Below are 21,590 nucleotides of genomic sequence, written 5' to 3'. Positions count from 1 at the left end.
GTTGCTCGTAGGCGCGACTTGCTGCAGCAAGTGTGTTGCAGAGGGGCTGTCGTGGCGAGCAAGCGCTCTCGCCACCTCCCTTGGCACAGCAATCGCGCTCCTGCAGCGGTGTTCAGGCGCTGACCCGCGCTTCACTGGCGAGCCGGGCGATAGCCATGTCCAGTTCGTCCAGCGCGTGCATGGCTTTGGCGTCGTCCTGCTTGAGCAGGGTTTCGGCACGTTGGCAGGCCGCGCGCAGCTGTGGCACGCCACAATAGCGAGTGGCGCCATGCAGGCGGTGGACGCGTTCGATCAGGGCGTTGTTGTCATTGGCATCACGGGCGACGTTGATAGCCAGGCGGTCGGCTTCCAGCGACGCCAGCAGCATGGCGAGCATGTCGGCGGCGAGGTCGGTCTTGCCGGCGGCCAGGCGCAGGCCCTCTTCGTGGTCCAGAACCGGCAGTTGCTCGCGAGGGCCGAGGCCATCGGCGCTGCGTTCCGGGCCCTGATTGCGCAGGGCCAGGCCGGTCCATTTCAACACCACTTGCGCCAGTTGCCGCTCGCTGATGGGTTTGGTCAGGTAATCGTCCATGCCACTTTGCAGCAGCGCGCGTTTTTCGTTGGCCATGGCGTGGGCGGTGAGGGCGACCACCGGCAACGGCGTGCCGTGCCGCTCGCTTTCCCACTGGCGAATCGCCTCGGTACTCTGGCGACCGTCCATGCCGGGCATTTGCACGTCCATCAGCACCAGGTCGAAGGTGTCCTGCTTCACCGCGTCGACGGCCGCATAGCCGCTTTCCACGGCACGCACCCGTGCGCCCATGTCTTCGAGCAGGGTTTGCACCAGCAAAAGGTTGGCCGGGTTGTCATCCACACACAGCACGCGCGGTGCACGGCTGGACAGCGGCTCGCCAGGTTCGCTGCGCGAAGGGCGCGGGCTGATCAGGTCGGACAGCGCCCTGCGCAGCTTGCGCGTGCAAGCCGGCTTGGCCTGCAACTGGCTGTTGGGGTTGGGCACCGACTGGTTGAACAGCATCTGCTCGGTGGTGGGGCACAGCACCAGCACTTTGCAGCCCAGGTGTTCGAGGTCCCACAGGTGTTGGTTGAGGCGTTCCGGCGGAATGTCATTGGCGGTCACGCCGAGCACCGCAAGATCGATGGCCTGTTCGGTCTGATGCGCGCTGGTGATGCCGTTGGTCAGGCTTTCGAGGCTGTTGAACGGCGTGACCTGCAGGCCACAGTCTTCGAGTTGGTGCTGCAAGGCCTGGCGCGCCAGTTCGTGGTTTTCCAGGACGGCCACGCGATGGCCCAGCAGCGGCGCACACGGCAGGTCTTCGACATCGTCGCGGGTCTTGGGCAGGTTGAGGCTGATCCAGAATTCCGAGCCTTCGCCAGGCGTGCTGTCGACGCCGATTTCACCGCCCATCTGCTCGATCAGGCGCTTGGAAATCACCAGGCCCAACCCGGTGCCGCCGGGCTGGCGCGATAACGAGTTGTCGGCCTGGCTGAAGGCCTGGAACAACGCGCGCACGTCCTGACTGGACAGGCCGATGCCGGTGTCCTGCACGCTGATGCGCAGTTGCACGCTGTCTTCCTGCTCGTCCTCGATCATCGCCCGGGCGACGATGGTGCCTTCACGGGTGAACTTGATCGCGTTGCTGATCAGGTTGGTCAGGATCTGCTTGAGGCGCAGCGGGTCGCCGACCAGTGCCAGCGGGGTGTCGCGGTACACCAGGCTGACCAGTTCGAGCTGCTTGGCGTGCGCGGCGGGGGCGAGGATGGTCAGGGTGTCCTGCAGCAGGTCGCGCAGGTTGAACGGGATACTGTCGAGCACCAGCTTGCCGGCTTCGATTTTCGAGAAGTCGAGGATCTCGTTGATGATGCCCAGCAGGTTGTCGGCGGATTTTTCGATGGTGCCCAGGTAGTCCAGCTGCCGCGGGGTCAATTCACTTTTTTGCAGCAGGTGGGTAAAGCCGAGGATGCCGTTGAGCGGCGTGCGGATTTCATGGCTCATATTGGCCAGGAACTCGGACTTGATGCGGCTGGCTTCCAGCGCCTCTTTGCGCGCGAGGTCCAGCTCGATGTTCTGGATTTCAATGGTTTCCAGGTTCTGGCGCACGTCCTCAGTGGCCTGGTCGATGCTGTGTTGCAACTCTTCCCGGGCGTTCTGCAGGGTCTCGGCCATACGGTTGATGCCCGAGGCGAGCTGGTCCAGTTCCTGGCTGCCGAGGGCGGGCAGGCGGGTCTCCAGGTTGCCGTCCTTGAGCTGGGCCACGGCTTGCTTGATCAAGCCGATCGGGGAGTTGATGGTGCGGCTGATCCGCAGCGCCAGGGCCGCGGTGCAGATCAGGCCGATGGCGATCAGCAGCAGGCTGGCGAACAGGCTGCGGTAGCCACGCAGCAACATGCCGTTGTGGGACAGCTCCACCTCGACCCAGCCGAGCAGGCGGTCGGCCTCATCGGGAATCAGGTCGCCGGCGAGGTTGCGATGGCGGCCAAACACTGGCAGCAGGTACCGCGTGGCGTCATTGCCGGTGCGCTGCAGCAAGTGCGAGCTGTTGCCGACCGGCGGCTGGTTGAGCATGGTCGGGCCGGCGTGGGCGAGTGACGCGCGGTCTGGGGCGAGGAAGGACACGGCGCGTACGTCCGGCTGTTCCAGGGATTGCGTGGCGATGCGCTCCAGCAGGTCCGTGTTGCGCGCGCTCAAGGCGGGTGCCACCAGCGGTGCCAGCTGCTCGGCGATCATTTCGCCGCGCTGCAGCAATTGCGACTGCAGTTCCGAGAGCTGCATCCAGGTGAAATAGCCCCCCAACAACGAGGCCATCAGGCTGGTCGGTAATAAGGTCAGCAACAGTACGCGGCCCTTTATCCCCATTCTTCTAAGCACGCCACTCTCCTGCTACCACAGTGTTATCGAATTTCTGCACGGGCATCCGGCCCGCACCACCTGCGCAGTGTAGCCATTTGCACGGCGAGGAATCCTGCAAATTAATGACATACGGCAATCTACGCGCCATTTGGCGCCGGGTGGCGATTGCCTGGCGCGGGGTAATCTTGAATAATCAGTCATTGAGAATGACTTGCAGACGCTAATGAATCCCGCAGCAGTTGGCCTACCCAGTATCCTGACCATCGAAGACGATCCCGTGCTCGGCGCCTACGTGCATGAGCACCTGGGCCGCTGTGGTTTCCAGGTCACCTGGTGCCAGAACGGCCAGCAAGGCCTGCAGATGGCCCGCGACCAGGCGTTCGACGTGGTGTTGATGGATATCCTGCTGCCGGGGCTGGATGGCCTGTCGATCCTGACCCACCTGCGCCAGAGCCATTCGATCCCGGTGATCCTGATGTCGGCCCTGGGCGCCGAAGCCGACCGCGTCAGTGGTTTTCGCCTGGGCGCCGACGATTACTTGCCCAAGCCGTTCAGCATGATCGAGTTGCGCGTGCGCATCGAAGCCATCCTGCGCCGAGTGGCCTTGGATCGGCGCCCGCTGCCGAGCCTCACCCTGGCGCGCGATGATGCACGCACGCTGCGTTTTGACGATGAACTGTGCGACGTCTTCTACCAGCAACACTGGGCCGGGCTGACCCGCAGCGAATACCGCCTGCTCGAAACCCTGCACCGCAATGGCGACGAAGTGCTCAGCAAGGCCTTCCTCTACCAGCATGTGCTGCAACGTGGCTATGCGCCTCACGACCGCAGCCTCGATATGCATATCAGCCAGATCCGCCGCAAGCTCAAGGCCATCGGCTATGCCGAGCGCGAAGTGCGCACGGTGTGGGGCAAGGGTTATGTGCTGAGTGCTCTTGATGACGGACTTTGATCGTCCGTTGAAGCGGTTGCCGGGCAAGCACTCGTTATTCTGGAAGCTGGCTTGCCTGCTGATCGCCTTCTGTCTGCTGATGATCTGGCTCAGTTGGTCCTGGGGGCGCTATATGGAAGAGCAGAACGCCTATCTGGCCGAGGAACCCCGCGAAATTCTCAAGGGCTACGCGGCAGGCGCCGAGCTGGCCTGGAGTACCCAGGGACGTGCCGGAGTGGACGCGTGGTTGCAGGTCATGGCCAAGCGCGAGTCGACCTGGATCGGTGTGATCGGCAACGACTTGCAATCGCTGAGCAGTACGCCGCTGGCGGTCAAGGAAAGCCAGCGCCTGACTTTCCTGCGTGGCCTGGAATGGCCGGTCAGCCGGCATGTCAAAGGCCTGCCGTGGTTGAAAATCCCATTCCCCGTGGACCCCAACGCGGGCTCACTGGTGATCGAGTTGCCGCAGCGCTTCATGCCGGGGCGTTATCAACTGTTCTGGCGGGTGGTGACCAACGGCGTGATCCCCGGCCTGTTTACCTTGCTGCTGTGTGTGGGCTTGTACCGGCTGCTGATCATGCCGCTCAACCAACTGCGCGAGCAGGCCAATGCCTGGCGTGCCGATCAGTTGAATACGCGGCTGTCCCACGCGGCCACCAGCCGTCAGGATGAACTGGGCGAGCTGGGCCGGGCTTTCGACCAGATGTCCGAGCGCCTGCAAGGGACCGTGCTACTGCAGCAGCAATTGCTGCGAGACATGTCCCATGAACTGCGCACCCCGTTAAGCCGCCTGCGCGTGGCCTGTGACAGTGAGCAGGACCTGGCGCAACTGCGCGAGCGACTCGGCCGCGAGATTGACGCGATGCAGCGCCTGGTGGAAGACAGCCTGCAACTGGCCTGGCTGGACACCGAGCGGGCGCCGTTGCCGCAGGAAGACATCCAGCTCCAGGCGCTGTGGGACATGCTGCGCGAAAACGCGTGCTTTGAAAGTGACTGGTCGCCGTCGCGCCTGCCGTGCCTGCTGGGCGCCGATTGCTGGGTGCGTGGCAACCTGAATACCCTGGCCCAGGCCCTGGAAAATATCCTGCGCAATGCCATCCGGCATTCGCCAGTGGACGGTATTGTCAGCCTGGACGGGCAGCGTGATGGCGAGTACTGGCACCTTTGGCTGGAAGATCAGGGCGGGGGGATCGACGAGCAGGACCTGGAGCGAATCTTCGCGCCCTTTACCCGCCTGGACGGTTCACGCCCCGGCGACGGTGGCTTCGGCCTGGGCTTGAGCATCGCGCGCAACGCCGTGCAGCGCCAGGAAGGCAGCCTGTGGGCGGAAAACACCGGCAGCGGCCTGCGCGTGCACCTGCGTCTGCGGGCGCGCTAACTTCACGCGCGACGCTGTTTGCGTTTCTTCCATTGGTGCGCCACCCACCAGCGCCAATAGAGCATGGTCAGGCAATAGGCCAGCGCCCCCAACACCAGCCCCAATACCACCGAACCCAGCAGGAAGGGCTGCCACAAGGTACTCAGTTGGCTGCTGATCCATTCCCAGGTGAGGTCATCGGGCAGGCTGCGTGGCGGTACATTCATCAGCCACGCGCCGGTCAGGTAGGTGCAGATAAACACCACCGGCATGGTGATCGGGTTGGTCAGCCACACCAGGCTGACCGCGATGGGCATATTGCCGCGCACCGTAATCGCCAGGATGGCCGCGAGCAGCATCTGCAACGGGATCGGGATAAAGGCCGCGAACAGGCCGACCGCCATGGCCCGGGCCACCGAGTGCCGGTTCAGGTGCCAGAGGTTCGGGTCATGCAGCAGCGTGCCGAGAAACTGTAATGACTTGTGTTCCCTGATACTGGTCGGGTCGGGCATGTACCGTTTGAATAAGCGCCGGGGCATAAGGGGTCCAGGTCAGTTCGAGGGGCAAGTATGCCCGCATTCTATAAACAGAAAATTCAGACTTTGTGACAAAACATCATAGGCGCTGCCCGGCAACCCGCTAAGACTGAGTGGATCACTTGCAAAGGATGATTCATGAAGACAGGGATGTTTGCGCTGGCGCTGGGGTTGCTGGCCTTGCGTTGGTTGCCGGTGCTGCCGTCGACGGGATGGCTGGTGATGCTGCTGGTGGTGGCGCTGATGCTGTTGCCGTTTCGCACCTACCCGCTGGCGTTCTTGCTGTTCGGTTTGAGCTGGGCTTGCCTCAGCGCGCAATCGGCCCTGGATGATCGTCTCGACCCGGCGCTGGACGGCCAGACCCGCTGGGTCGAAGGGCGGGTCACCGGGTTACCGCAACGAACCGGCGAGGGCGTACGTTTTGAACTGACCGACAGCCGCTCGCGAAAGGCGCGGCTGCCCAAGCGTATCCGCGTGTCCTGGCGGGGCGGGCCCGAGGTGCGCAGTGGCGAGCGCTGGCGCCTGGCAGTCAGCCTCAAGCGGCCCTCGGGCCTGCTGAATTTTCACGGGTTCGATCAAGAGGCCTGGCTGTTGGCCCAGCGCATCGGTGCCACCGCGTCGGTGAAGGACGGCGAGCGCCTGGCGCCGGCGCGCAATGCCTGGCGCGACAGCGTGCGCCAACGCCTGATGGCGGTGGATGCCCAAGGTCGCGAGGCGGGCCTGGCTGCGTTGGTGTTGGGCGACGGTTCGGGGTTGGCGGCCGAAGATTGGCAGGTCTTGCAGGCTACCGGCACCGTGCACCTGCTGGTGATTTCCGGCCAGCATATCGGCCTGCTGACGGGGCTGGTCTACGGACTGATCGCCGGGTTGGCGCGCTACGGGTGCTGGCCGCGCACCTGGCCGTGGCTGCCATGGGCGTGCGGCCTGGCATTCGGCGCAGCCCTGGGGTACGGCCTGCTGGCAGGGTTCGGCGTGCCGGTCCAGCGTGCGTGTGTGATGGTCGGATTGGTGCTGGTGTGGCGTTTGCGCTTTCGTCACCTGGGGGTGTGGTGGCCATTGTTGCTGGCGCTTAATGGCGTGCTGATCCTGGAGCCATTGGCCAGTTTGCAGCCAGGCTTCTGGTTGTCCTTTGCCGCTGTGGCGGTGCTGATCCTGGCCTTCGCCGGGCGGCTGGGACCCTGGAGTGTGTGGCAGGCATGGACCCGACCGCAGTGGCTGATCGCCATCGGCCTGTTTCCGGTATTGCTGGTGCTGGGGTTGCCGATCAGCCTGAGTGCACCGTTGGCCAATCTGGTGGCGGTGCCCTGGATCAGCCTGGTGGTATTGCCGCTGGCCTTGCTGGGGACGGCCTTGCTGCCGTTGCCGTGGTTGGGGGAGAGCCTGTTGTGGCTGGCCGGCGGTGCATTGGCCGGGCTGTTCGAGGGCCTGGCCTGGCTCGCCGGACTGCAGCCGGCGTGGGTCCCGGCCGAGGTGCCGCTGGGTTACTGGTGGTTGAGCCTGCTGGGCACGGTGCTGCTGTTGTTGCCCAACGGTGTGCCGTTGCGCCTGCTGGGGTTGCCGATGCTGCTGCTTGCCGTCTTTCCGCCGCAGGAGCGGGTGCCCCATGGGCAGGTGGACGTGGTTCAGCTGGATGTCGGGCAGGGGCAATCCCTGATCCTGCGAACCCGCCATCACACCTTGCTCTACGATGCCGGCCCGCGTACCGGAACATTTGACCTCGGCGCGCGGGTGGTGCTGCCGTCGCTGCGAAAGTTCGGGGTCGACAGGCTCGACATGATGTTGCTCAGCCATGCCGATGCGGATCACGCGGGCGGCGCGGCGGCGATTGCCGGGGGCATGCCGATCCAGCGTGTAGTGGGCGGTGAAGTCGAAGGCCTGCCGGCGTTCCTCGGCACCCAGCCTTGCGTCAGCGGTGAACAATGGCAGTGGGACGGTGTTTCATTCGAGCTGTGGCAATGGCCAGGCGCCGACAACGGTAACGCGAAGTCCTGCGTGTTGCAGGTGCAGGCGAATGGCGAGCGCCTGTTGCTCACCGGCGACATTGATCGCGCCGCCGAACAGGCTTTCCTGGCTTCGCCGCTGGCCGTGCCGACCGATTGGCTGCAAGCGCCCCACCATGGCAGCCGCAGTTCGTCTTCGAAGGCCTTCCTGCAACGATTGGCACCCGGTTCGGTGCTGATATCGCGGGGGCGTGGCAACGCGTTCGGCCATCCCCATCCGCAGGTGCTGCAGCGCTATCAGGCGCTGGGCAGCCAGGTCTACGACAGTGCCGAGCAGGGGGCCGTGCGCCTGCAGCTGGGGGCCTTTGCAGCACCGGTTGTTGCGCGCAGTCAACGCCGGTTCTGGCGCGAGTGGTTACCCTGATCGTACCGTCGACCGCTGCATGGCCGGCGGACCCCGCCGGCGAACCTATATGGTAAAGTGGCGCACTTTTTCGAGGGGACATTCACTGTGTGGGAATTGGTCAAATCCGGCGGCTGGATGATGTTGCCGATCATCATGAGTTCCATCGCCGCACTCGGCATCGTCGCCGAACGCCTGTGGACCCTGCGTGCCAGTCGCGTCACCCCCGAGCATCTGCTGGGGCAGGTCTGGGGCTGGATCAAGAACAAACAGTTGGACAAGGACAAGCTCAAGGAGCTGCGGGCCAACTCGCCGCTGGGTGAAATCCTCGCCGCGGGCCTGGCCAACTCCAAGCATGGTCGCGAGATCATGAAAGAGTGCATCGAGGAAGCCGCGGCCCGCGTCATCCATGAACTGGAACGCTATATCAACGCCCTCGGTACCATCGCCGCCATGGCGCCGTTGCTGGGGCTGCTGGGCACGGTATTGGGCATGATCGATATTTTCAGCTCGTTCATGGGCTCGGGCATGACCACCAACGCCGCGGTGCTGGCCGGTGGTATTTCCAAGGCCTTGATCACCACGGCCGCAGGCCTGATGGTCGGTATTCCTTCGGTGTTCTTCCATCGCTTCCTGCAACGCCGCATCGATGAACTGGTGGTTGGCATGGAGCAGGAAGCCATCAAGTTGGTGGAAGTGGTGCAGGGCGACCGTGATGTGGACCTGGTCGAGGGCAGAGCGTGAAATTTCGCCGCAAGCAACGGGAAAATGTCGATATCAACCTCGCGTCGCTGATCGACGTGGTGTTCATCCTGCTGCTGTTTTTTGTCGTCACCACCACGTTCACCCGGCAAACCCAGCTGCGTGTCGACCTGCCGGAAGCCGTGAGCGGTTCGCCGGCCGAAGACCAGCAAGTCAAGCAACTCGACATCGCCATCAGCGCCGACGGGGTGTTCTCGGTGAATAACCAGTTGCTCGAGAAAAACGACCTCAACAGCCTGATGGACGCGCTGCAGAAGGAATCCGGCGGTGATACCAAGATGCCGCTGTCGATCAGTGCAGACGGCAAGACCCAGCACCAGGCCGTGATCACCGCCATGGACGCGGCCGGCAAGCTCGGCTTCAGCCATCTGCGCATGACCACTGTCGAGGCGGCGAGCCAACCCTGATGGCCATGTCCGATCGTTTGCTCAAGGCCTGGTACACCGGCCATCCGGCGCTCGCCCTGTTGCGGCCGCTGGAATCCCTGTATCGCCGCGTGGTGCAGCGCAAGCGTGCGCGATTCCTGGCGGGCGAGGGCGAGATCTACCAGTCGCCTGTGCCGGTGGTGGTGGTGGGCAATATCACCGTGGGTGGCACCGGCAAGACGCCGTTGATCCTGTGGCTGATCGAACACTGCCGGCGCAGCGGTTTGCGCGTTGGCGTGGTCAGTCGGGGGTATGGTGCCAAGCCGCCGCAGCTGCCGTGGCGGGTCGAGGCCAGTCACAGCGCCGACGTGGCAGGTGATGAGCCGCTGTTGATCGTGCAGCGCTGCGGTGTCCCGTTGATGATTGACCCCGACCGCAGTCGCGCGGTCCGGGCCTTGCTGGCGAGTGAAACCCTGGACCTGATCCTCTCCGACGACGGCCTGCAGCATTACCGCCTGGCCCGTGACCTGGAACTGGTACTGATCGACGCCGCCCGTGGCCTGGGCAATCGCCGCTGCCTGCCGGCCGGACCGTTGCGCGAGCCGGTGGAGCGCCTGCAGAGTGTCGATGCGTTGCTGTACAACGGCGCCGTCTCGGACCGTGAGGACGGCTTCGCCTTTCGCCTGCAACCCAGCGCATTGGTCAACCTGCAGAGCGGCGAGCGCCAGCCGGTCGATTACTTCCCGGCGGGCCAGCAGGTGCACGCGGTCGCCGGCATCGGCAACCCGCAACGTTTCTTCAATACCCTTGAAACGCTACACTGGCAACCAATACCCCATGCTTTTGCCGACCACGCGCCCTACAGCGCCGAGGTCCTGAACTTTACGCCGTCATTGCCGCTGGTCATGACCGAGAAGGACGCGGTGAAGTGCCGCGCCTTTGCCCGGCCAGACTGGTGGTACCTTGCAGTGGATGCCGTGCCGTCGCCAGCGTTCGTCGCCTGGTTCGACACGCAGTTGATGCGTCTGCTGCCCGCTCGTCTCTTGCCTTAAACGCTGCTATCCAGGAAACACTCATGGACACCAAATTGCTCGACATCCTCGCTTGCCCGATCTGCAAAGGCCCGCTCAAGCTCAGCGCCGACAAAACCGAGCTGATCAGCAAAGGCGCCGGCCTGGCTTACCCGATCCGTGATGGCATCCCGGTGATGCTGGAAAGCGAAGCCCGCACCCTGACCACCGACGAGCGCCTGGATAAATGACCACAGCCTTTACCGTTGTCATTCCGTCGCGCTACGCCTCGACCCGGCTTCCGGGCAAACCGCTGCAACTGATCGGCCACAAGCCGATGATCCAGCTGGTGTGGGAACAGGCCTGCAAGAGCAGCGCCGAGCGCGTGGTGGTGGCTACCGATGATCCACGCATCATCGACGCCTGCAAAGGTTTCGGCGCCGAAGCGGTGCTGACCCGCGAAGACCACAACTCCGGCACCGACCGCCTGGCTGAAGTGGCCACCCAGCTGGGCCTGGCCCCGGATGCGATCGTGGTCAACGTGCAGGGGGACGAGCCGCTGATCCCGCCGAGCGTGATCGATCAGGTGGCCGCCAACCTGGCCGCCCATGGCGAAGCGCGCATGGCCACGCTGGCGGAGCCGATCGAAGACATCGACACACTGTTCAACCCCAATGTGGTCAAGGTGGTCAGTGACATCAATGGCCTGGCGCTGACGTTCAGCCGTTCGACCTTGCCGTGGGCCCGCGATGCCTTTGCCAAGCAGCCTGACGTGTTGCCGCAAGGCGTGCCGTATCGCCGCCATATCGGCATCTACGCCTATCGCGCCGGCTTCCTGCATGACTTCGTCAGCTGGGGCCCGTGCTGGCTGGAAAACACCGAATCGCTGGAACAACTGCGTGCCCTGTGGCACGGCGTGCGTATCCACGTGGGCGATGCCCTGGAAGCGCCTCCTGCCGGCGTCGATACCCCGGAAGACCTTGAGCGCGTCCGGCGCCTGCTGGGGGCTTGATGGAAGTTCTGTTTGTCTGCCTGGGCAATATCTGCCGCTCGCCGACTGCCGAAGGTGTGCTGCGCCATAAATTGCGCGAAGCCGGGCTGGCGGGGCAGGTGGAAGTGGCCTCGGCCGGTACCGGTGAATGGCATATCGGCAACCCGCCCGACCAGCGCAGCCAGCGTGCAGCGTTGGTTCGCGGCTACGACCTGTCGGCGCAACGTGCCCAGCAGGTATCACGTGCCGACTTTGCGCGCTATGACCTGATCCTCGCGATGGACAACAGCAACCTGCGCAACCTCAAGGCCCTGCAGCCAGCGCAGGGCAAGGCCGAGCTGGACCTGTTCCTGCGCCGCTTTGAGGCTGAAGTCGACGAAGTGCCGGACCCTTACTACGAAGGCGAACAAGGCTTCGAGCGGGTGCTGGACCTGATCGAGCGCGCCTGTGACTTATTGGTGATCGAATTGAAGGGGCGGTTATGACCTTGCAGGTGCTTTCGCAGGTATCGCTCAAGCCATTCAACAGCTTTGGCATCGATGTGCGTGCCCAACTGTTCGCCGAAGCGCACAGCGATGACGACGTGCGCGAGGCCCTGGCCTACGGCGCCGCAAAGGCATTGCCGGTGCTGGTCATCGGTGGCGGCAGCAACCTGCTGCTGACCCAGGATATTCCTGCACTGGTCCTGCGTATGGCAACCCAAGGCATCCGCGTGCTCAGCGATGACGGCGTGCAGGTGGTGGTTGAAGCCGAAGCGGGCGAAGCCTGGCACCCGTTCGTGCTGTGGACCCTGGCGCAGGGCTTCTGCGGTCTGGAAAACCTCAGCCTGATCCCTGGTACGGTGGGCGCTGCCCCCATGCAGAACATCGGTGCCTACGGTGTAGAGATCAAGGACGTATTCGCCGGCCTGACTGCCCTGGACCGGCACACGGGCGAGCTGCGCGATTTCAGCCTGCCAGAGTGCAACTTTGCCTACCGCGACAGCCTGTTCAAGCACGAGACCGGGCGCTGGCTGATCCTGCGGGTGCGCTTTGCCCTGAGTCGCGCCAGCCACCTCAAGCTCGACTACGGCCCGGTGCAGCAGCGCCTGGCCGGGCAGGGCATCACCGAGGCGACGCCAAGTGATGTCAGTCGGGCAATCTGCAGCATTCGTCGCGAGAAACTGCCGGACCCGGCGGAGCTTGGCAATGCCGGCAGCTTCTTCAAGAACCCGTTGGTGTCCCAGGCGCTGGCTGCGCAACTGCAGGAGCTGTATCCGGACCTGGTGGCGTATCCCCAGGCCGATGGGCAGATGAAACTCGCCGCCGGCTGGCTGATCGACAAGGCAGGCTGGAAGGGCTTTCGCGAAGGCGATGCGGGCGTGCACAAGTTGCAGGCGCTGGTGCTGGTCAACTATGGCGCTGCGTCAGGGCACGACATTGCCAACCTGGCCAGGCGTATCCAGCAGGACATCGCCGAGCGATTCAAGGTCGACCTGGAAATGGAACCCAACCAGTACTGAACCGCTGAAAACAAAAATGCCCCGTATCTTTCGATACGGGGCATTTTTTATTGCGCGGATGAATCAGTCATCGCGGCTCATGATGCCGAAGATCTGCAACAGGCTGATAAACAGGTTGTAGATCGACACATACAGGCTGATGGTCGCCATGATGTAGTTGCGCTCACCGCCGTGGATGATGGCACTGGTCTGGAACAGGATGCACACCGAGGAGAACAGCACAAAACCTGCGCTGATCGCCAGTTGCAGGCCGCTGATCTGGAAGAACATGCTGGCGAGCACGGCCGCCAGCAGCACGAAGAAGCCCGCGGTGATGAAGCCACCCAGGAAGCTCATGTCCTTGCGGGTAATCAGCACGTAGGCCGACAGACCACCAAACACCAGGGCCGTCATGGCAAACGCCGAGCTGACCACTTCCGCGCCGCCGGCCATGCCGAGGTAACGGTTGAGGATCGGGCCGAGGATAAAGCCCATGAAACCGGTCAAGGCAAACGCCGACACCAGGCCCCAGGCCGAGTCACGCAGCTTGTTGGTCAGGAAGAACAGACCGTAGAAGCCGATCAGCACGACAAAGATGTTCGGGTAGCCGACGCGCATCTGTTGGGCCACGAACGCCATCACGCCGCTGAAGGCGAGGGTGAGGGCAAGCAAGCCATAGGTGTTGCGCAACACGCGGCTGACTTCAAGCTGCTCAGCCTGCGCGTTACCATTCACTGCGTAATTCTGTTCGCGCATGGCGACACTCCTTCGGTTTTGAAACGTTCAGTCGCAAAGATCATAACAGACGCTCTGTAACAAGCGATGGCGAGAGTTTGACAGTGTGTTTCATTCGGGTATTATGGCGCCCGCTGAGACGGGATAGGCTACTATAATCCTGTGATGCACAAGGGAAATTGGCAGAGTGGTTGAATGCACCGGTCTTGAAAACCGGCGGACGTTAATAGCGTCTCCAGGGTTCGAATCCCTGGTTTCCCGCCAAGATTCAAACGAAAGCCCCGCAATGCTGGGCTTTTGTGTTTCTAGGAGTTGGGTAGAAAGGCGGGTTGTCACAGGTGGCCCAAACTTTGCCTATGGTTAGGGTCCAGTGGTTGCTCTGCTGCTCCTGTAAATCGATCCATTCTCCGGCACGGTCAGCCCGAGCCTGGCCAGTACGTTGTGTTAGCAGTATTACGGACACCCATATTGGGCAAGACAACTGATTGATAAGATTGGTAGCATCCGGCCACTGACGGTTGCAGTTCCTCATAGGGAAGTGATCTGATGAGGAAATATTGATGGCGGGTACCCTGCTGGGCATGGGGCTCCTATTCAGTTCTTGGAGCGCGTTAGCCGCCGACAATCTTTTCAAAACTATGCCTACGGCGCGCCGTTATCCACTTTCAAAGAAGCGCAGGGTTATTACGACTGTTCCGAGGACCTAGGAGGAGTTGCGCGCTGCCTGAAGACGTGGATTTCATCGGGCATAAGTTCACGGCAGCTCTTATTTTTCCGGTTCGAAGCTGATTATGGTTTTGTTGATCAGCCCTTTCGATTCTGATCGGGACGCCAGGGCTATCGGGGCGATTGCAAAGACCTTTAAGCTTTCGGCGGTTTCAGATGACAAGTCACTGTTCGATGTCATTCAAGCTACGGCGAATGTCAAGAGTCGAGAGGATCTTGCGTCAAAGCTTTCAAATTACGAGAGTAAGGCCATCAACAGCGGTACGGTGATTACACGTTTTTGGAAGATGTTGACTAAAATAAAAGGTTCCCACACATGACAAGTCAGCTCATCGCGCTAGCCGATAACGTGCGGGCTGCGGAGATTGTTCACACTGGCGAGGGACCAGGTGCGGCTCTAGAGATCAAGTTAAATTTCCCAAAGCTCGAAGCAAAAAAATAACCGAAGCTGCGAGCAAACCGATCGAATCCTTCTAAGTCATTCGCTGCAGATCGAGCCCCGCCTTTGCGGGGTTTTTGCGTTTATGAGGTATTCATTTTTGAAACCTGTTTCAGAACCTTCGCCGATGGATCGGACATCACAGCGCTGATCAACAAGTGTCTGTTTTGCTGCGTACCCTCGACAAGCCTTGAATAGAGTTGGACGAGTCCCAATCGAAGTATCTGGCCCGCCCGACACTCTGCTAATCCCCGGCAAGGCCAGCGACATGCGCGCAGTGACAAAACCACCCGCAGTGGCAGTTGGGGAAATGTGTAGCTGATCAAGACCATCGGCGTTATTGCCGTACGCAATGACTTAAAGTTTGAAGGCGCGTTCGCCACGGCTGTAACCAGGACTGATTAGATGAACGAGTCGGACTACAACTTCATTCTGCGGCTTGCCAAGGATCACGACTGCACGGCCATGGTCCGATAGCAATTTTCTGGTGCCACCGCGCCAGAAAGGGCGGGCGGCCAGTCGCAAGAGTCTACCGGCGATTACATTCGATGCAGTGACGTCGGCTGCTGGAAATTTCGCTTCGCCGACCGCTCCAACCAGAAGGCTGTATAGGCGAAGTGCCAGGGCAAGAAAACCGGCGAGTCGGCCAACCTGACCTTGGACAACGATATTTACCTACAGGTTTGTCGCGGGTTCATAACGATCGGCATATCCATCTGAACCAATCTTCGGCTGAGCAGGCCGCCCAGGCCCGGCTTTCAATGGGGCCGATGCCGAGGTTCGGCTGGAGATGGTAGAACGTATAGATTTATTTGCCGAGCCGCAGGTCAACGCCCTCGGCTTCAAGATGGGGTTGGTGGACTCTGTGGCGCAGGTGTTCACCCAGCCTGGCCAGTGCACAACCGCTAATGCAGCGCAGGGAAGAAGGGTAAGGCCAACGAGGCCAGTAAGTAAAAGCAGAAATCTAAGGAGCTCATAGTCTTCGAGCTGTAATAGCGGGAATACTCTGGCCGCACAAGGTGACGGCCAGCTCGCGGTCGTGGGCTGAGCCAGACCATCGGTCACAAAAAGGTAGCAGTGTGGAAGATTGGCGCTCTTCGGCCTGTTAGGCCTATGTGAGAGATGTTTCGGAAAATGTGTCTTGGTAGTGGAAGCTCTGATTTCAAGAAAAATACTCCTCATCTGTAACGTGTCGATGCGTTTGATTCCAAACGTTCAAAAATGGGGGGGGGGGAGGCTGACAGAAAATTCACACAAAGCGGTCTATCTGGCGGTTTTTAGTGATGGCACTTTGCTGGTTTTTGGCTGTTTTTTTGAATCAATTGCTATAAAATAGAGCGCCATCGTATTTTTGATTGAAAATTTTTATAGTGTTCCTGCGTTTGGAAGAAAAACGTGGTAAGGATGAGGTCAAATGCTGCTCGCCAAGCATATTAAAGTTTTGCACATTACTCAGCCTGACTTAATTACGGAAAGGTATTTTAAGTTTATCCAAGAAAAGTTTGATGTGAGTGAGCATGAAATACTGATTAGGGATGTAGGGCGTCCTGGCAATTTAGGTGTGAATTTAAAGAGTTCAACCGTTGGCGGTCTGGCGTGGTTCTTTAATTTTCTCTTCAAAGGATTGATTGCCGAAAAGATCGTTCTTCACGGAATGTCGGACATTAGGATTGCTATTATGCTTTTCTTTTTTCGAGGGTTATGTAAAAAAACCTATTGGGTGATCTGGGGGGGGATCTATATCAATACAACGAGCCTAGAAATAGAAAATGGACTGTTATGGAGTTTTTCCGGCGTCCAGTGATTAGGTCGTTAGCTCATATTGTCACTTATATTCCTGGTGATTATGAGCTTGCAGTGAAGTGGTATGGTGCAAAAGCCGCTTATCATGAATGTGTAATGTATCCAAGTAACGTATTTGTAGGAGATGTGGTTAGCGAAAAAGGATCTGAAGTTATATGTGTTCAAGCTGGAAACTCTGCAGATCCAGGTAACTATCATTTCGAGATTTTAGATAAGCTCTCGGCATACAAGGGTGCAGTTGAGGTTTTTGTGCCACTTTCCTATGGTGATGAAGAAAGTGCTCGCCAAGTCATAGATTATGGTGCTGAAGTGTTCGGTGGGAATTTTCATGCGTTGACAAAGCTAATGTCTTTCGAAGAGTATATGAGTTACTTATCAAAAGTAGATATTGCGATATTTAATCATCGTCGGCAGCAAGCGATGGGTAATACGATAAGTCTTTTGGGTATGGGTAAAAAAGTATTCATTAGAAGTGATGTTACTCCGTGGCGTTTGTTTGTAAGCCAGGGTCTGATAATTGGCGATGTTGAAAATTTTGACTTGAGTTTGCTAACCCCAGACGAAGCAAGATATAACTCTGATATCATCAGGGAAACTTACAGCTTTGATAGGCTTTACTCGCAATGGAAGGGTGTCTTTGATGGCCGATAAAAGTCTGGGTTTTTATCTGCTCGGAAAAAAAGGGTATAAGGTCCTTGAGGATTTCATTGCTGTGGAAGGTGGCACCTCAGTAGCCTTTGTAGTCGCAGCTATAGATAAGAATGTAGACAAAGATTTCTATGTCGAGATTAAACATCTATGTTTAACTGCAGGGGTTAGATTCTTTGATCGACAAGCAAGCGATATTCCCTCTGGAGACTGGATTTTTTGCATAGGGTGGCGTTGGATATTGTCAGTAACGGCACAAGTCGTAGTTTTTCACGACTCTTTACTGCCTAAGTATAGAGGTTTCTCGCCTCTGCCGAATATGTTAATAAATGGAGAGCCCAAGATTGGCTTAACGGCGCTTAAAGCGTCGGAAAAATACGATGCTGGTGATATATTAGCATCGGCGTCAGTTGATGTTAGTTACCCTATAACTATTTTTGAGGCGATTGAGAAAATTATTCCTCTTTATAGTGAGTTGGTGTTGAACGTTTACAGAGGGCTTCATTCGGGTAACGAAAATTGTATAGTTCAGGAAGAGTCTGAAGCAAGTTATAGCCTGTGGCGAGACGAGGAAGATTATAGTATAGATTGGCAGAGAAGTGCCGAATTTATTGCGCGCTTCTGTGATGCGGTTGGAGCGCCCTATCGAGGCGCGAAGTCTAATTTCAATAATGGCGTTATCCGAATTCTCAAAGCTTGCCCTGTCGCAGATGTAAATATAGAAGACCGTAAGAGTCATGTTGGAAAAATTATTTTTAAGGATGAGGGCTTGCCGATTGTGATATGTGGCGAGGGGTTGTTGAAAATAACTTCTGCTGAGTTACCGGGGTCGTCTCTCGAGTTGCAAAATATTCCATTTAGAACAAGGTTTCGTTAAGTATGATAAATTTTAATGTGCCGCCTTATACGGGTTCAGAAGATGAGCATGTGCTGTCTGCGATGAGAAGTTCTAAGATTTCGGGAGACGGTCCTTATAGTAAAAAATGTCAAGCGTGGTTTGAGGGTGAATTGAAGTGCTCCAAAGCACTACTTGTCCCCTCGTGCACTCATGCATTAGAAATGGCGGCTATTCTTATTGGGGTGGGGCCAGGTGATGAAGTAATTATGCCTAGTTTTACTTTTGTTAGTACGGCGAACGCTTTTGCCCTTCGCGGAGCAAAAATAGTATTCGTTGATATTCGGCCTGATACGATGAATATAAATGAGCAGTTGATTGAGTCTGCAATTACTGCTCAAACAAAGGTAATCGTCCCGGTCCACTATGCGGGTGTGGCATGTGATATGGACGTCATTATGTCAATTGCTGACCGATACGGTATATACGTGGTCGAAGACGCTGCGCAAGGAATGATGTCTACTTACAAAGGTCGTGCTTTGGGGACCATTGGGCATATTGGGGCGTTTAGTTTTCATGAGACTAAAAACTACACGAGCGGAGGTGAAGGTGGGTTACTAATTGTTAACGATGCTCAGTTCGTAGAGCGTTCGGAAATTATTAGAGAAAAAGGTACTGATCGAAGCAAGTTTTTTCGAGGATTAGTAGATAAGTATAGCTGGGTGGATATAGGTAGTAGCTATTTGATGAGCGATTTGCAGGCTGCCTTTTTATGGGGGCAACTTGAAAAGGTAAATGAAATAAATGCGTCGAGGCTGGCGATCTGGGATAGGTACTTTTCGGGCTTGAGTGCCTTGGTGGGCCGGAATATCCTGGTGACTTCTGAAGTGCATAAAGATCGAACGCACAATGCGCATATGTTTTATCTCAAGCTTAAGGATATAAACCAGCGAACTCAGATGCTTGATCATTTGAAAACGTGTGGAGTGATGGCGGTTTTTCATTATGTTCCTTTACACTCATCATTGGCGGGGAAGCTCCACAGTAGATTTCATGGTGTAGATAACTACACCACTGCCGAGAGTGAACGTCTTATTAGACTGCCCATTTGGTATGGAATGAAAGAGGCCCAAGTGGATCACGTAGTAAATTCTATAAAAGAATTCTATTAATGGGGCCAAGAAAAATAGTGGAGTTTTCTCTTGGGCCAGTGGGTGGGGCGTTGCTTGCTCTTGTCACGTTGCCACTCATGACGTGGATTTATTCAGCAGAAGATATTGGTCGAATATCAATGCTGCAAGTTACTAACAGCTTTTGTATACTTTTATTTGGTCTGGGTCTGGATCAGACTTACGTTCGAGAGTATCACCAGTCATTAGATAAAGTTCAGCTCCTTCGTGTATGCTTGTTTCCAGGGTTAGGGTTCTTTGGGCTAGTTGTTTTGGTTATGTTGTTGGGGCCGTGGTCTATCTCAAGTATTCTATTTGATATCAGTGGTGGAATATTTACATTGTTGATTGTTTTATGTTTGGTTGTTGGTTTCTGTTCCTCATTTTTGTCGCTTGTGTTGCGTATGCAGGAGCGTGCCTTTGAGTATTCGCTTAGTCAAGTGATTCCGAAATTCCTCATGTTTGTCATGCTGTGTTTAGTCAGTGTTTTCACTGGTGTAAGAGATTTCCTCGAGCTTCTAACTTTTTACTCTTTATCAGCATTAAGTGTTTTCATTTTTTTTACATGGCGCACAAGGGGGGAGTGGTTAGGGATTTTTTCAAAAAAAGTTGAATTTTTGAATTATGCAAGTGCTTTAAAATTTGGTATGCCATTGGTGGCTAGCGGTGTCGCGTATTGGGGGATGCAAGCAGTAGATAGAATTTTTCTTCGTTTTTTTTCAACCTTGGATCAATTGGGGGTTTATTCCGTTGCGGCAAGTTTCGCTGGAGTGGCAATAATATTTCAAAGTATATTTTCTACTGTCTGGGCCCCTGTCGTTTATAAATGGTCCGCTGCTGGGGAGGATGTGGCAAAAATATCAAAATTTCTTGATAGTATTACAGTAGTTGTCATTTTTGCTTTTGTGTCGGTTGGAATGTTCTCTGGACTGCTTGAGTTCATCCTTCCACAGAAGTACTCGTCTGTGAAGTATTTGGTAGTTGCTTGTGTTTCAGGGCCGTTGTTTTATACCTTGTCTGAGGTCACCGGCATCGGTGTAACTATTATACGTAAAACATCGTATTCTATTTATGCGAGTGTGGCATCGATGCTAACAAATCTTATACTTTGTTATTGCTTGATACCTGCCTATGGTGCTGCTGGTGCGGCAGGCTCAACGGCATTTTCGTTTTGGATTTTCTTTGTATGTCGCACCGAGCTCTCCTGTCTACTTTGGGAACGTATCCCTCGATTAAAACTGTACTGCTTCACATTTCTTTGTATGGCGCTCGCGATAGCTACAGCTGTCGGTGTTTTTAACGCACTCCTTACGGTAATCTTTTGGGGGGGGTGGGGCTGTTGAGTGGGTTCATTTACAAGAATCAAGTTCTATTATTTATGCGGTATGTTTGCGGTCGGCTAATTCGTTGAGCTGGATTGTCCGTCGTTACCGGCATCGTTTCGCAGTTGCGTTAACCGTAGACTTTACGGACGTGCCTGATCATCCGTATCTGCATCGACACCACTCAAGCTGCTTGCTGATTCCCTCGCCGATGACGTGTTTGCGGCGGCTGCAGAAGCCTGTCAGTTCATTCCCGGCAGTTCGTGGATGACTTCGATAGGAGCTGATCGGCTGGTATTGGCTTGCGCTTGCCACGGCCTTTGGCGAGGCCGATGACCTTTCCTTCACAACGGCAATGAGGACGCCTAAACCAGCTAGTGCCGCCGGCATCACTGCGGGAGTTGTCTGAACGTTCCGACTGTCGTATGCGCTTGACTTCAGCCCAAAAACCTTGTCAGCACCGGCAGCATTCACAAAGAAGCCTATACCCATCTGTTGGATGCAGGCTTGCCCCAGCACATGCGCAACGAGCTGTCGCCATCACCGATGACGGGGGGCCAAGGATTGATCGCCCTACGGCCGTCTCAGGCGTATGTCAGGGCCATCGCGCGTTGAGAAGGATGGGGTGAGTTTTTGGCTTGGATGCTCGGAAGCTGTTTGAGGCAAAACCCCAAACGCTGTTGCAGTTATCTTCTCCACAGAAGCTTGTAAGGCTTCATTCAGATCGACAGACTCACACTCTATAAAATGGGTAAGGCGTTCAGAAACCCGCGGTGAGCCATCTATCATTGGATGGCTCAGTTTTTAAAAGCCTGGGGGGATATACCCAGGTACATAAGGGACGTTCGTGCACTTGCCATGGAGGATGCGCCCATCCTCGATTCTAAAAAGTACGATTTTTTTGGCTTTGTTGACCGTCGCCTCAAGTTTGCAGGAAGAGCTATGTCCGACCGTTTGATAATGTTCCGTGTACACCATGCCATTGCCCGTGTGGTTCATCGAGGTTCCTGCTGCTTCAGTATTGGTCCAACTTGAGGACTTATACCAAGTCAGTACCGCTAGCGCCTCGCCGTTCGGGCCTGTTTGCTTTTTCATTGAATCGGGCTTGCCAAATAAATCCAGTGCCTCCTGGAGGTCTCGCCCTTCCCAGCGAGACTGGGCAATGGTGCTACAACCATTCAAAAGCAGTACTGATGAAATGACCACCCCTAGCAACACTGTTTTAGCCAACTTCTCCATCCCGACGCCCTCTGTCTCGCTAAAAGTAAAAAACTACATCTGATGTCTGTA

At 57.1% G+C, this 21,590-nt stretch carries 20 protein-coding genes and 1 tRNA gene; 17 read left to right on the top strand and 4 right to left on the bottom strand.

Features of this window, described 5'->3' with window-relative positions:
• Positions 1-112: 112 nt before the first annotated feature.
• Positions 113-2,866 (bottom strand): response regulator, encoded by a 2,754-nt coding sequence (locus tag JFU04_RS17570; RefSeq protein ID WP_106803445.1) that lies wholly within the window; start codon positions 2,864-2,866, stop codon positions 113-115.
• Between the two features lie 205 nt (positions 2,867-3,071).
• On the opposite strand from JFU04_RS17570, the gene JFU04_RS17565 reads away from it, so the two are divergent.
• Both JFU04_RS17565 and JFU04_RS17560 read left to right on the top strand, forming a co-directional pair.
• Positions 3,072-3,800: a response regulator transcription factor gene (locus JFU04_RS17565; RefSeq protein WP_201145150.1), complete on the top strand. Its 729-nt coding sequence runs from the start codon at positions 3,072-3,074 to the stop codon at positions 3,798-3,800.
• Positions 3,787-5,157: a sensor histidine kinase gene (locus JFU04_RS17560; protein WP_201145148.1), complete on the top strand. Its 1,371-nt coding sequence runs from the start codon at positions 3,787-3,789 to the stop codon at positions 5,155-5,157. The genes JFU04_RS17565 and JFU04_RS17560 overlap by 14 nt, the downstream gene beginning before the upstream one ends.
• 2 nt (positions 5,158-5,159) lie before the next feature.
• On the opposite strand, the gene JFU04_RS17555 is transcribed toward JFU04_RS17560, so the two are convergent.
• The gene (locus JFU04_RS17555; RefSeq protein ID WP_065907443.1) at positions 5,160-5,675 is read right to left on the bottom strand and encodes a DUF2062 domain-containing protein; all 516 of its coding nucleotides are present in this window, start codon (positions 5,673-5,675) and stop codon (positions 5,160-5,162) included.
• A gap of 135 nt (positions 5,676-5,810) precedes the next feature.
• Here JFU04_RS17555 and JFU04_RS17550 point away from each other — a divergent pair, with 135 nt between their 5' ends.
• The 8 genes from JFU04_RS17550 (at position 5,811) to murB (ending at position 12,644) form a co-directional block, all read left to right on the top strand.
• Positions 5,811-8,036 carry a DNA internalization-related competence protein ComEC/Rec2 gene (locus JFU04_RS17550; RefSeq protein ID WP_201145146.1) on the top strand — a complete coding sequence of 742 codons (2,226 nt, stop codon included), beginning with the start codon at positions 5,811-5,813 and terminating at the stop codon, positions 8,034-8,036.
• A gap of 87 nt (positions 8,037-8,123) precedes the next feature.
• Complete coding sequence (locus JFU04_RS17545; protein WP_065907440.1) at positions 8,124-8,759, top strand: MotA/TolQ/ExbB proton channel family protein; 636 nt, start codon at positions 8,124-8,126, stop codon at positions 8,757-8,759.
• Positions 8,756-9,184: an ExbD/TolR family protein gene (locus JFU04_RS17540; protein ID WP_065907438.1), complete on the top strand. Its 429-nt coding sequence runs from the start codon at positions 8,756-8,758 to the stop codon at positions 9,182-9,184. Before JFU04_RS17545 ends, JFU04_RS17540 begins: the two co-directional genes overlap by 4 nt.
• The gene (gene lpxK, locus JFU04_RS17535; protein ID WP_065907436.1) at positions 9,184-10,194 is read left to right on the top strand and encodes a tetraacyldisaccharide 4'-kinase; all 1,011 of its coding nucleotides are present in this window, start codon (positions 9,184-9,186) and stop codon (positions 10,192-10,194) included. Before JFU04_RS17540 ends, lpxK begins: the two co-directional genes overlap by 1 nt.
• A 23-nt stretch (positions 10,195-10,217) precedes the next feature.
• A complete protein-coding gene (locus JFU04_RS17530; protein ID WP_003174668.1) occupies positions 10,218-10,403 on the top strand; it encodes a Trm112 family protein in 186 nt (61 codons plus the stop codon).
• Complete coding sequence (gene kdsB, locus JFU04_RS17525; RefSeq protein ID WP_106803448.1) at positions 10,400-11,164, top strand: 3-deoxy-manno-octulosonate cytidylyltransferase; 765 nt, start codon at positions 10,400-10,402, stop codon at positions 11,162-11,164. The genes JFU04_RS17530 and kdsB overlap by 4 nt, the downstream gene beginning before the upstream one ends.
• A complete protein-coding gene (locus JFU04_RS17520; protein WP_106803449.1) occupies positions 11,164-11,628 on the top strand; it encodes a low molecular weight protein-tyrosine-phosphatase in 465 nt (154 codons plus the stop codon). Before kdsB ends, JFU04_RS17520 begins: the two co-directional genes overlap by 1 nt.
• Positions 11,625-12,644, top strand: coding sequence for a UDP-N-acetylmuramate dehydrogenase (gene murB / locus JFU04_RS17515; RefSeq protein WP_120448955.1), 1,020 nt, complete (start codon positions 11,625-11,627; stop codon positions 12,642-12,644). The genes JFU04_RS17520 and murB overlap by 4 nt, the downstream gene beginning before the upstream one ends.
• 63 nt (positions 12,645-12,707) lie before the next feature.
• Here the strand turns inward: murB and JFU04_RS17510 are convergent, their stop codons facing one another.
• Positions 12,708-13,379: a Bax inhibitor-1/YccA family protein gene (locus JFU04_RS17510; RefSeq protein ID WP_065907428.1), complete on the bottom strand. Its 672-nt coding sequence runs from the start codon at positions 13,377-13,379 to the stop codon at positions 12,708-12,710.
• Between the two features lie 152 nt (positions 13,380-13,531).
• On the opposite strand from JFU04_RS17510, the gene JFU04_RS17505 reads away from it, so the two are divergent.
• The 7 genes from JFU04_RS17505 to JFU04_RS17475 all read left to right on the top strand — a co-directional run bounded on the left by JFU04_RS17505 (position 13,532) and on the right by JFU04_RS17475 (position 20,321).
• Positions 13,532-13,622 (top strand) — tRNA-Ser (locus JFU04_RS17505).
• 527 nt (positions 13,623-14,149) lie between these two features.
• Positions 14,150-14,404 carry a hypothetical protein gene (locus JFU04_RS17500; protein WP_201145144.1) on the top strand — a complete coding sequence of 85 codons (255 nt, stop codon included), beginning with the start codon at positions 14,150-14,152 and terminating at the stop codon, positions 14,402-14,404.
• A gap of 1,533 nt (positions 14,405-15,937) precedes the next feature.
• The gene (locus JFU04_RS17495; RefSeq protein WP_201145142.1) at positions 15,938-16,327 is read left to right on the top strand and encodes a hypothetical protein; all 390 of its coding nucleotides are present in this window, start codon (positions 15,938-15,940) and stop codon (positions 16,325-16,327) included.
• Positions 16,303-16,977 (top strand): TDP-N-acetylfucosamine:lipid II N-acetylfucosaminyltransferase, encoded by a 675-nt coding sequence (locus JFU04_RS17490; RefSeq protein ID WP_242485915.1) that lies wholly within the window; start codon positions 16,303-16,305, stop codon positions 16,975-16,977. The genes JFU04_RS17495 and JFU04_RS17490 overlap by 25 nt, the downstream gene beginning before the upstream one ends.
• A complete protein-coding gene (locus JFU04_RS17485) occupies positions 16,967-17,851 on the top strand; it encodes a methionyl-tRNA formyltransferase (RefSeq protein ID WP_201145138.1) in 885 nt (294 codons plus the stop codon). The genes JFU04_RS17490 and JFU04_RS17485 overlap by 11 nt, the downstream gene beginning before the upstream one ends.
• 2 nt (positions 17,852-17,853) lie before the next feature.
• Positions 17,854-18,981 carry a dTDP-4-amino-4,6-dideoxygalactose transaminase gene (gene rffA / locus JFU04_RS17480; protein ID WP_201145136.1) on the top strand — a complete coding sequence of 376 codons (1,128 nt, stop codon included), beginning with the start codon at positions 17,854-17,856 and terminating at the stop codon, positions 18,979-18,981.
• 17 nt (positions 18,982-18,998) lie between these two features.
• Positions 18,999-20,321 carry an oligosaccharide flippase family protein gene (locus JFU04_RS17475; protein WP_201145134.1) on the top strand — a complete coding sequence of 441 codons (1,323 nt, stop codon included), beginning with the start codon at positions 18,999-19,001 and terminating at the stop codon, positions 20,319-20,321.
• 783 nt (positions 20,322-21,104) lie between these two features.
• Here JFU04_RS17475 and JFU04_RS17470 read toward each other — a convergent pair.
• Positions 21,105-21,539, bottom strand: coding sequence for a hypothetical protein (locus tag JFU04_RS17470; RefSeq protein WP_201145132.1), 435 nt, complete (start codon positions 21,537-21,539; stop codon positions 21,105-21,107).
• Positions 21,540-21,590 lie beyond the last annotated feature (51 nt).

Origin of the sequence: Pseudomonas sp. TH21 (assembly GCF_016651025.1) — a bacterium.
GTDB classification, from domain to species: Bacteria; Pseudomonadota; Gammaproteobacteria; order Pseudomonadales; family Pseudomonadaceae; genus Aquipseudomonas; species Aquipseudomonas aylmerensis.
The sequence above is the reverse complement of the archived record's forward strand: the minus strand, read 5'-3'. Positions and strand labels throughout refer to the sequence as shown.

Excerpts from the sequence above, each read along its gene's own strand:
- JFU04_RS17565 (WP_201145150.1), top strand. The coding sequence starts at position 3,072 with ATGAATCCCGCAGCAGTTGGCCTACCCAGTATCCTGACCATCGAAGAC.
- JFU04_RS17560 (WP_201145148.1), top strand. The coding sequence starts at position 3,787 with ATGACGGACTTTGATCGTCCGTTGAAGCGGTTGCCGGGCAAGCACTCG.
- JFU04_RS17555 (WP_065907443.1), bottom strand. The coding sequence starts at position 5,675 with ATGCCCCGGCGCTTATTCAAACGGTACATGCCCGACCCGACCAGTATC.
- JFU04_RS17550 (WP_201145146.1), top strand. The coding sequence starts at position 5,811 with ATGAAGACAGGGATGTTTGCGCTGGCGCTGGGGTTGCTGGCCTTGCGT.
- lpxK (WP_065907436.1), top strand. The coding sequence starts at position 9,184 with ATGGCCATGTCCGATCGTTTGCTCAAGGCCTGGTACACCGGCCATCCG.
- JFU04_RS17530 (WP_003174668.1), top strand. The coding sequence starts at position 10,218 with ATGGACACCAAATTGCTCGACATCCTCGCTTGCCCGATCTGCAAAGGC.
- kdsB (WP_106803448.1), top strand. The coding sequence starts at position 10,400 with ATGACCACAGCCTTTACCGTTGTCATTCCGTCGCGCTACGCCTCGACC.
- JFU04_RS17520 (WP_106803449.1), top strand. The coding sequence starts at position 11,164 with ATGGAAGTTCTGTTTGTCTGCCTGGGCAATATCTGCCGCTCGCCGACT.
- murB (WP_120448955.1), top strand. The coding sequence starts at position 11,625 with ATGACCTTGCAGGTGCTTTCGCAGGTATCGCTCAAGCCATTCAACAGC.
- JFU04_RS17510 (WP_065907428.1), bottom strand. The coding sequence starts at position 13,379 with ATGCGCGAACAGAATTACGCAGTGAATGGTAACGCGCAGGCTGAGCAG.
- JFU04_RS17500 (WP_201145144.1), top strand. The coding sequence starts at position 14,150 with ATGGTTTTGTTGATCAGCCCTTTCGATTCTGATCGGGACGCCAGGGCT.
- JFU04_RS17495 (WP_201145142.1), top strand. The coding sequence starts at position 15,938 with ATGCTGCTCGCCAAGCATATTAAAGTTTTGCACATTACTCAGCCTGAC.
- JFU04_RS17490 (WP_242485915.1), top strand. The coding sequence starts at position 16,303 with ATGGAGTTTTTCCGGCGTCCAGTGATTAGGTCGTTAGCTCATATTGTC.
- JFU04_RS17485 (WP_201145138.1), top strand. The coding sequence starts at position 16,967 with ATGGCCGATAAAAGTCTGGGTTTTTATCTGCTCGGAAAAAAAGGGTAT.
- rffA (WP_201145136.1), top strand. The coding sequence starts at position 17,854 with ATGATAAATTTTAATGTGCCGCCTTATACGGGTTCAGAAGATGAGCAT.
- JFU04_RS17470 (WP_201145132.1), bottom strand. The coding sequence starts at position 21,539 with ATGGAGAAGTTGGCTAAAACAGTGTTGCTAGGGGTGGTCATTTCATCA.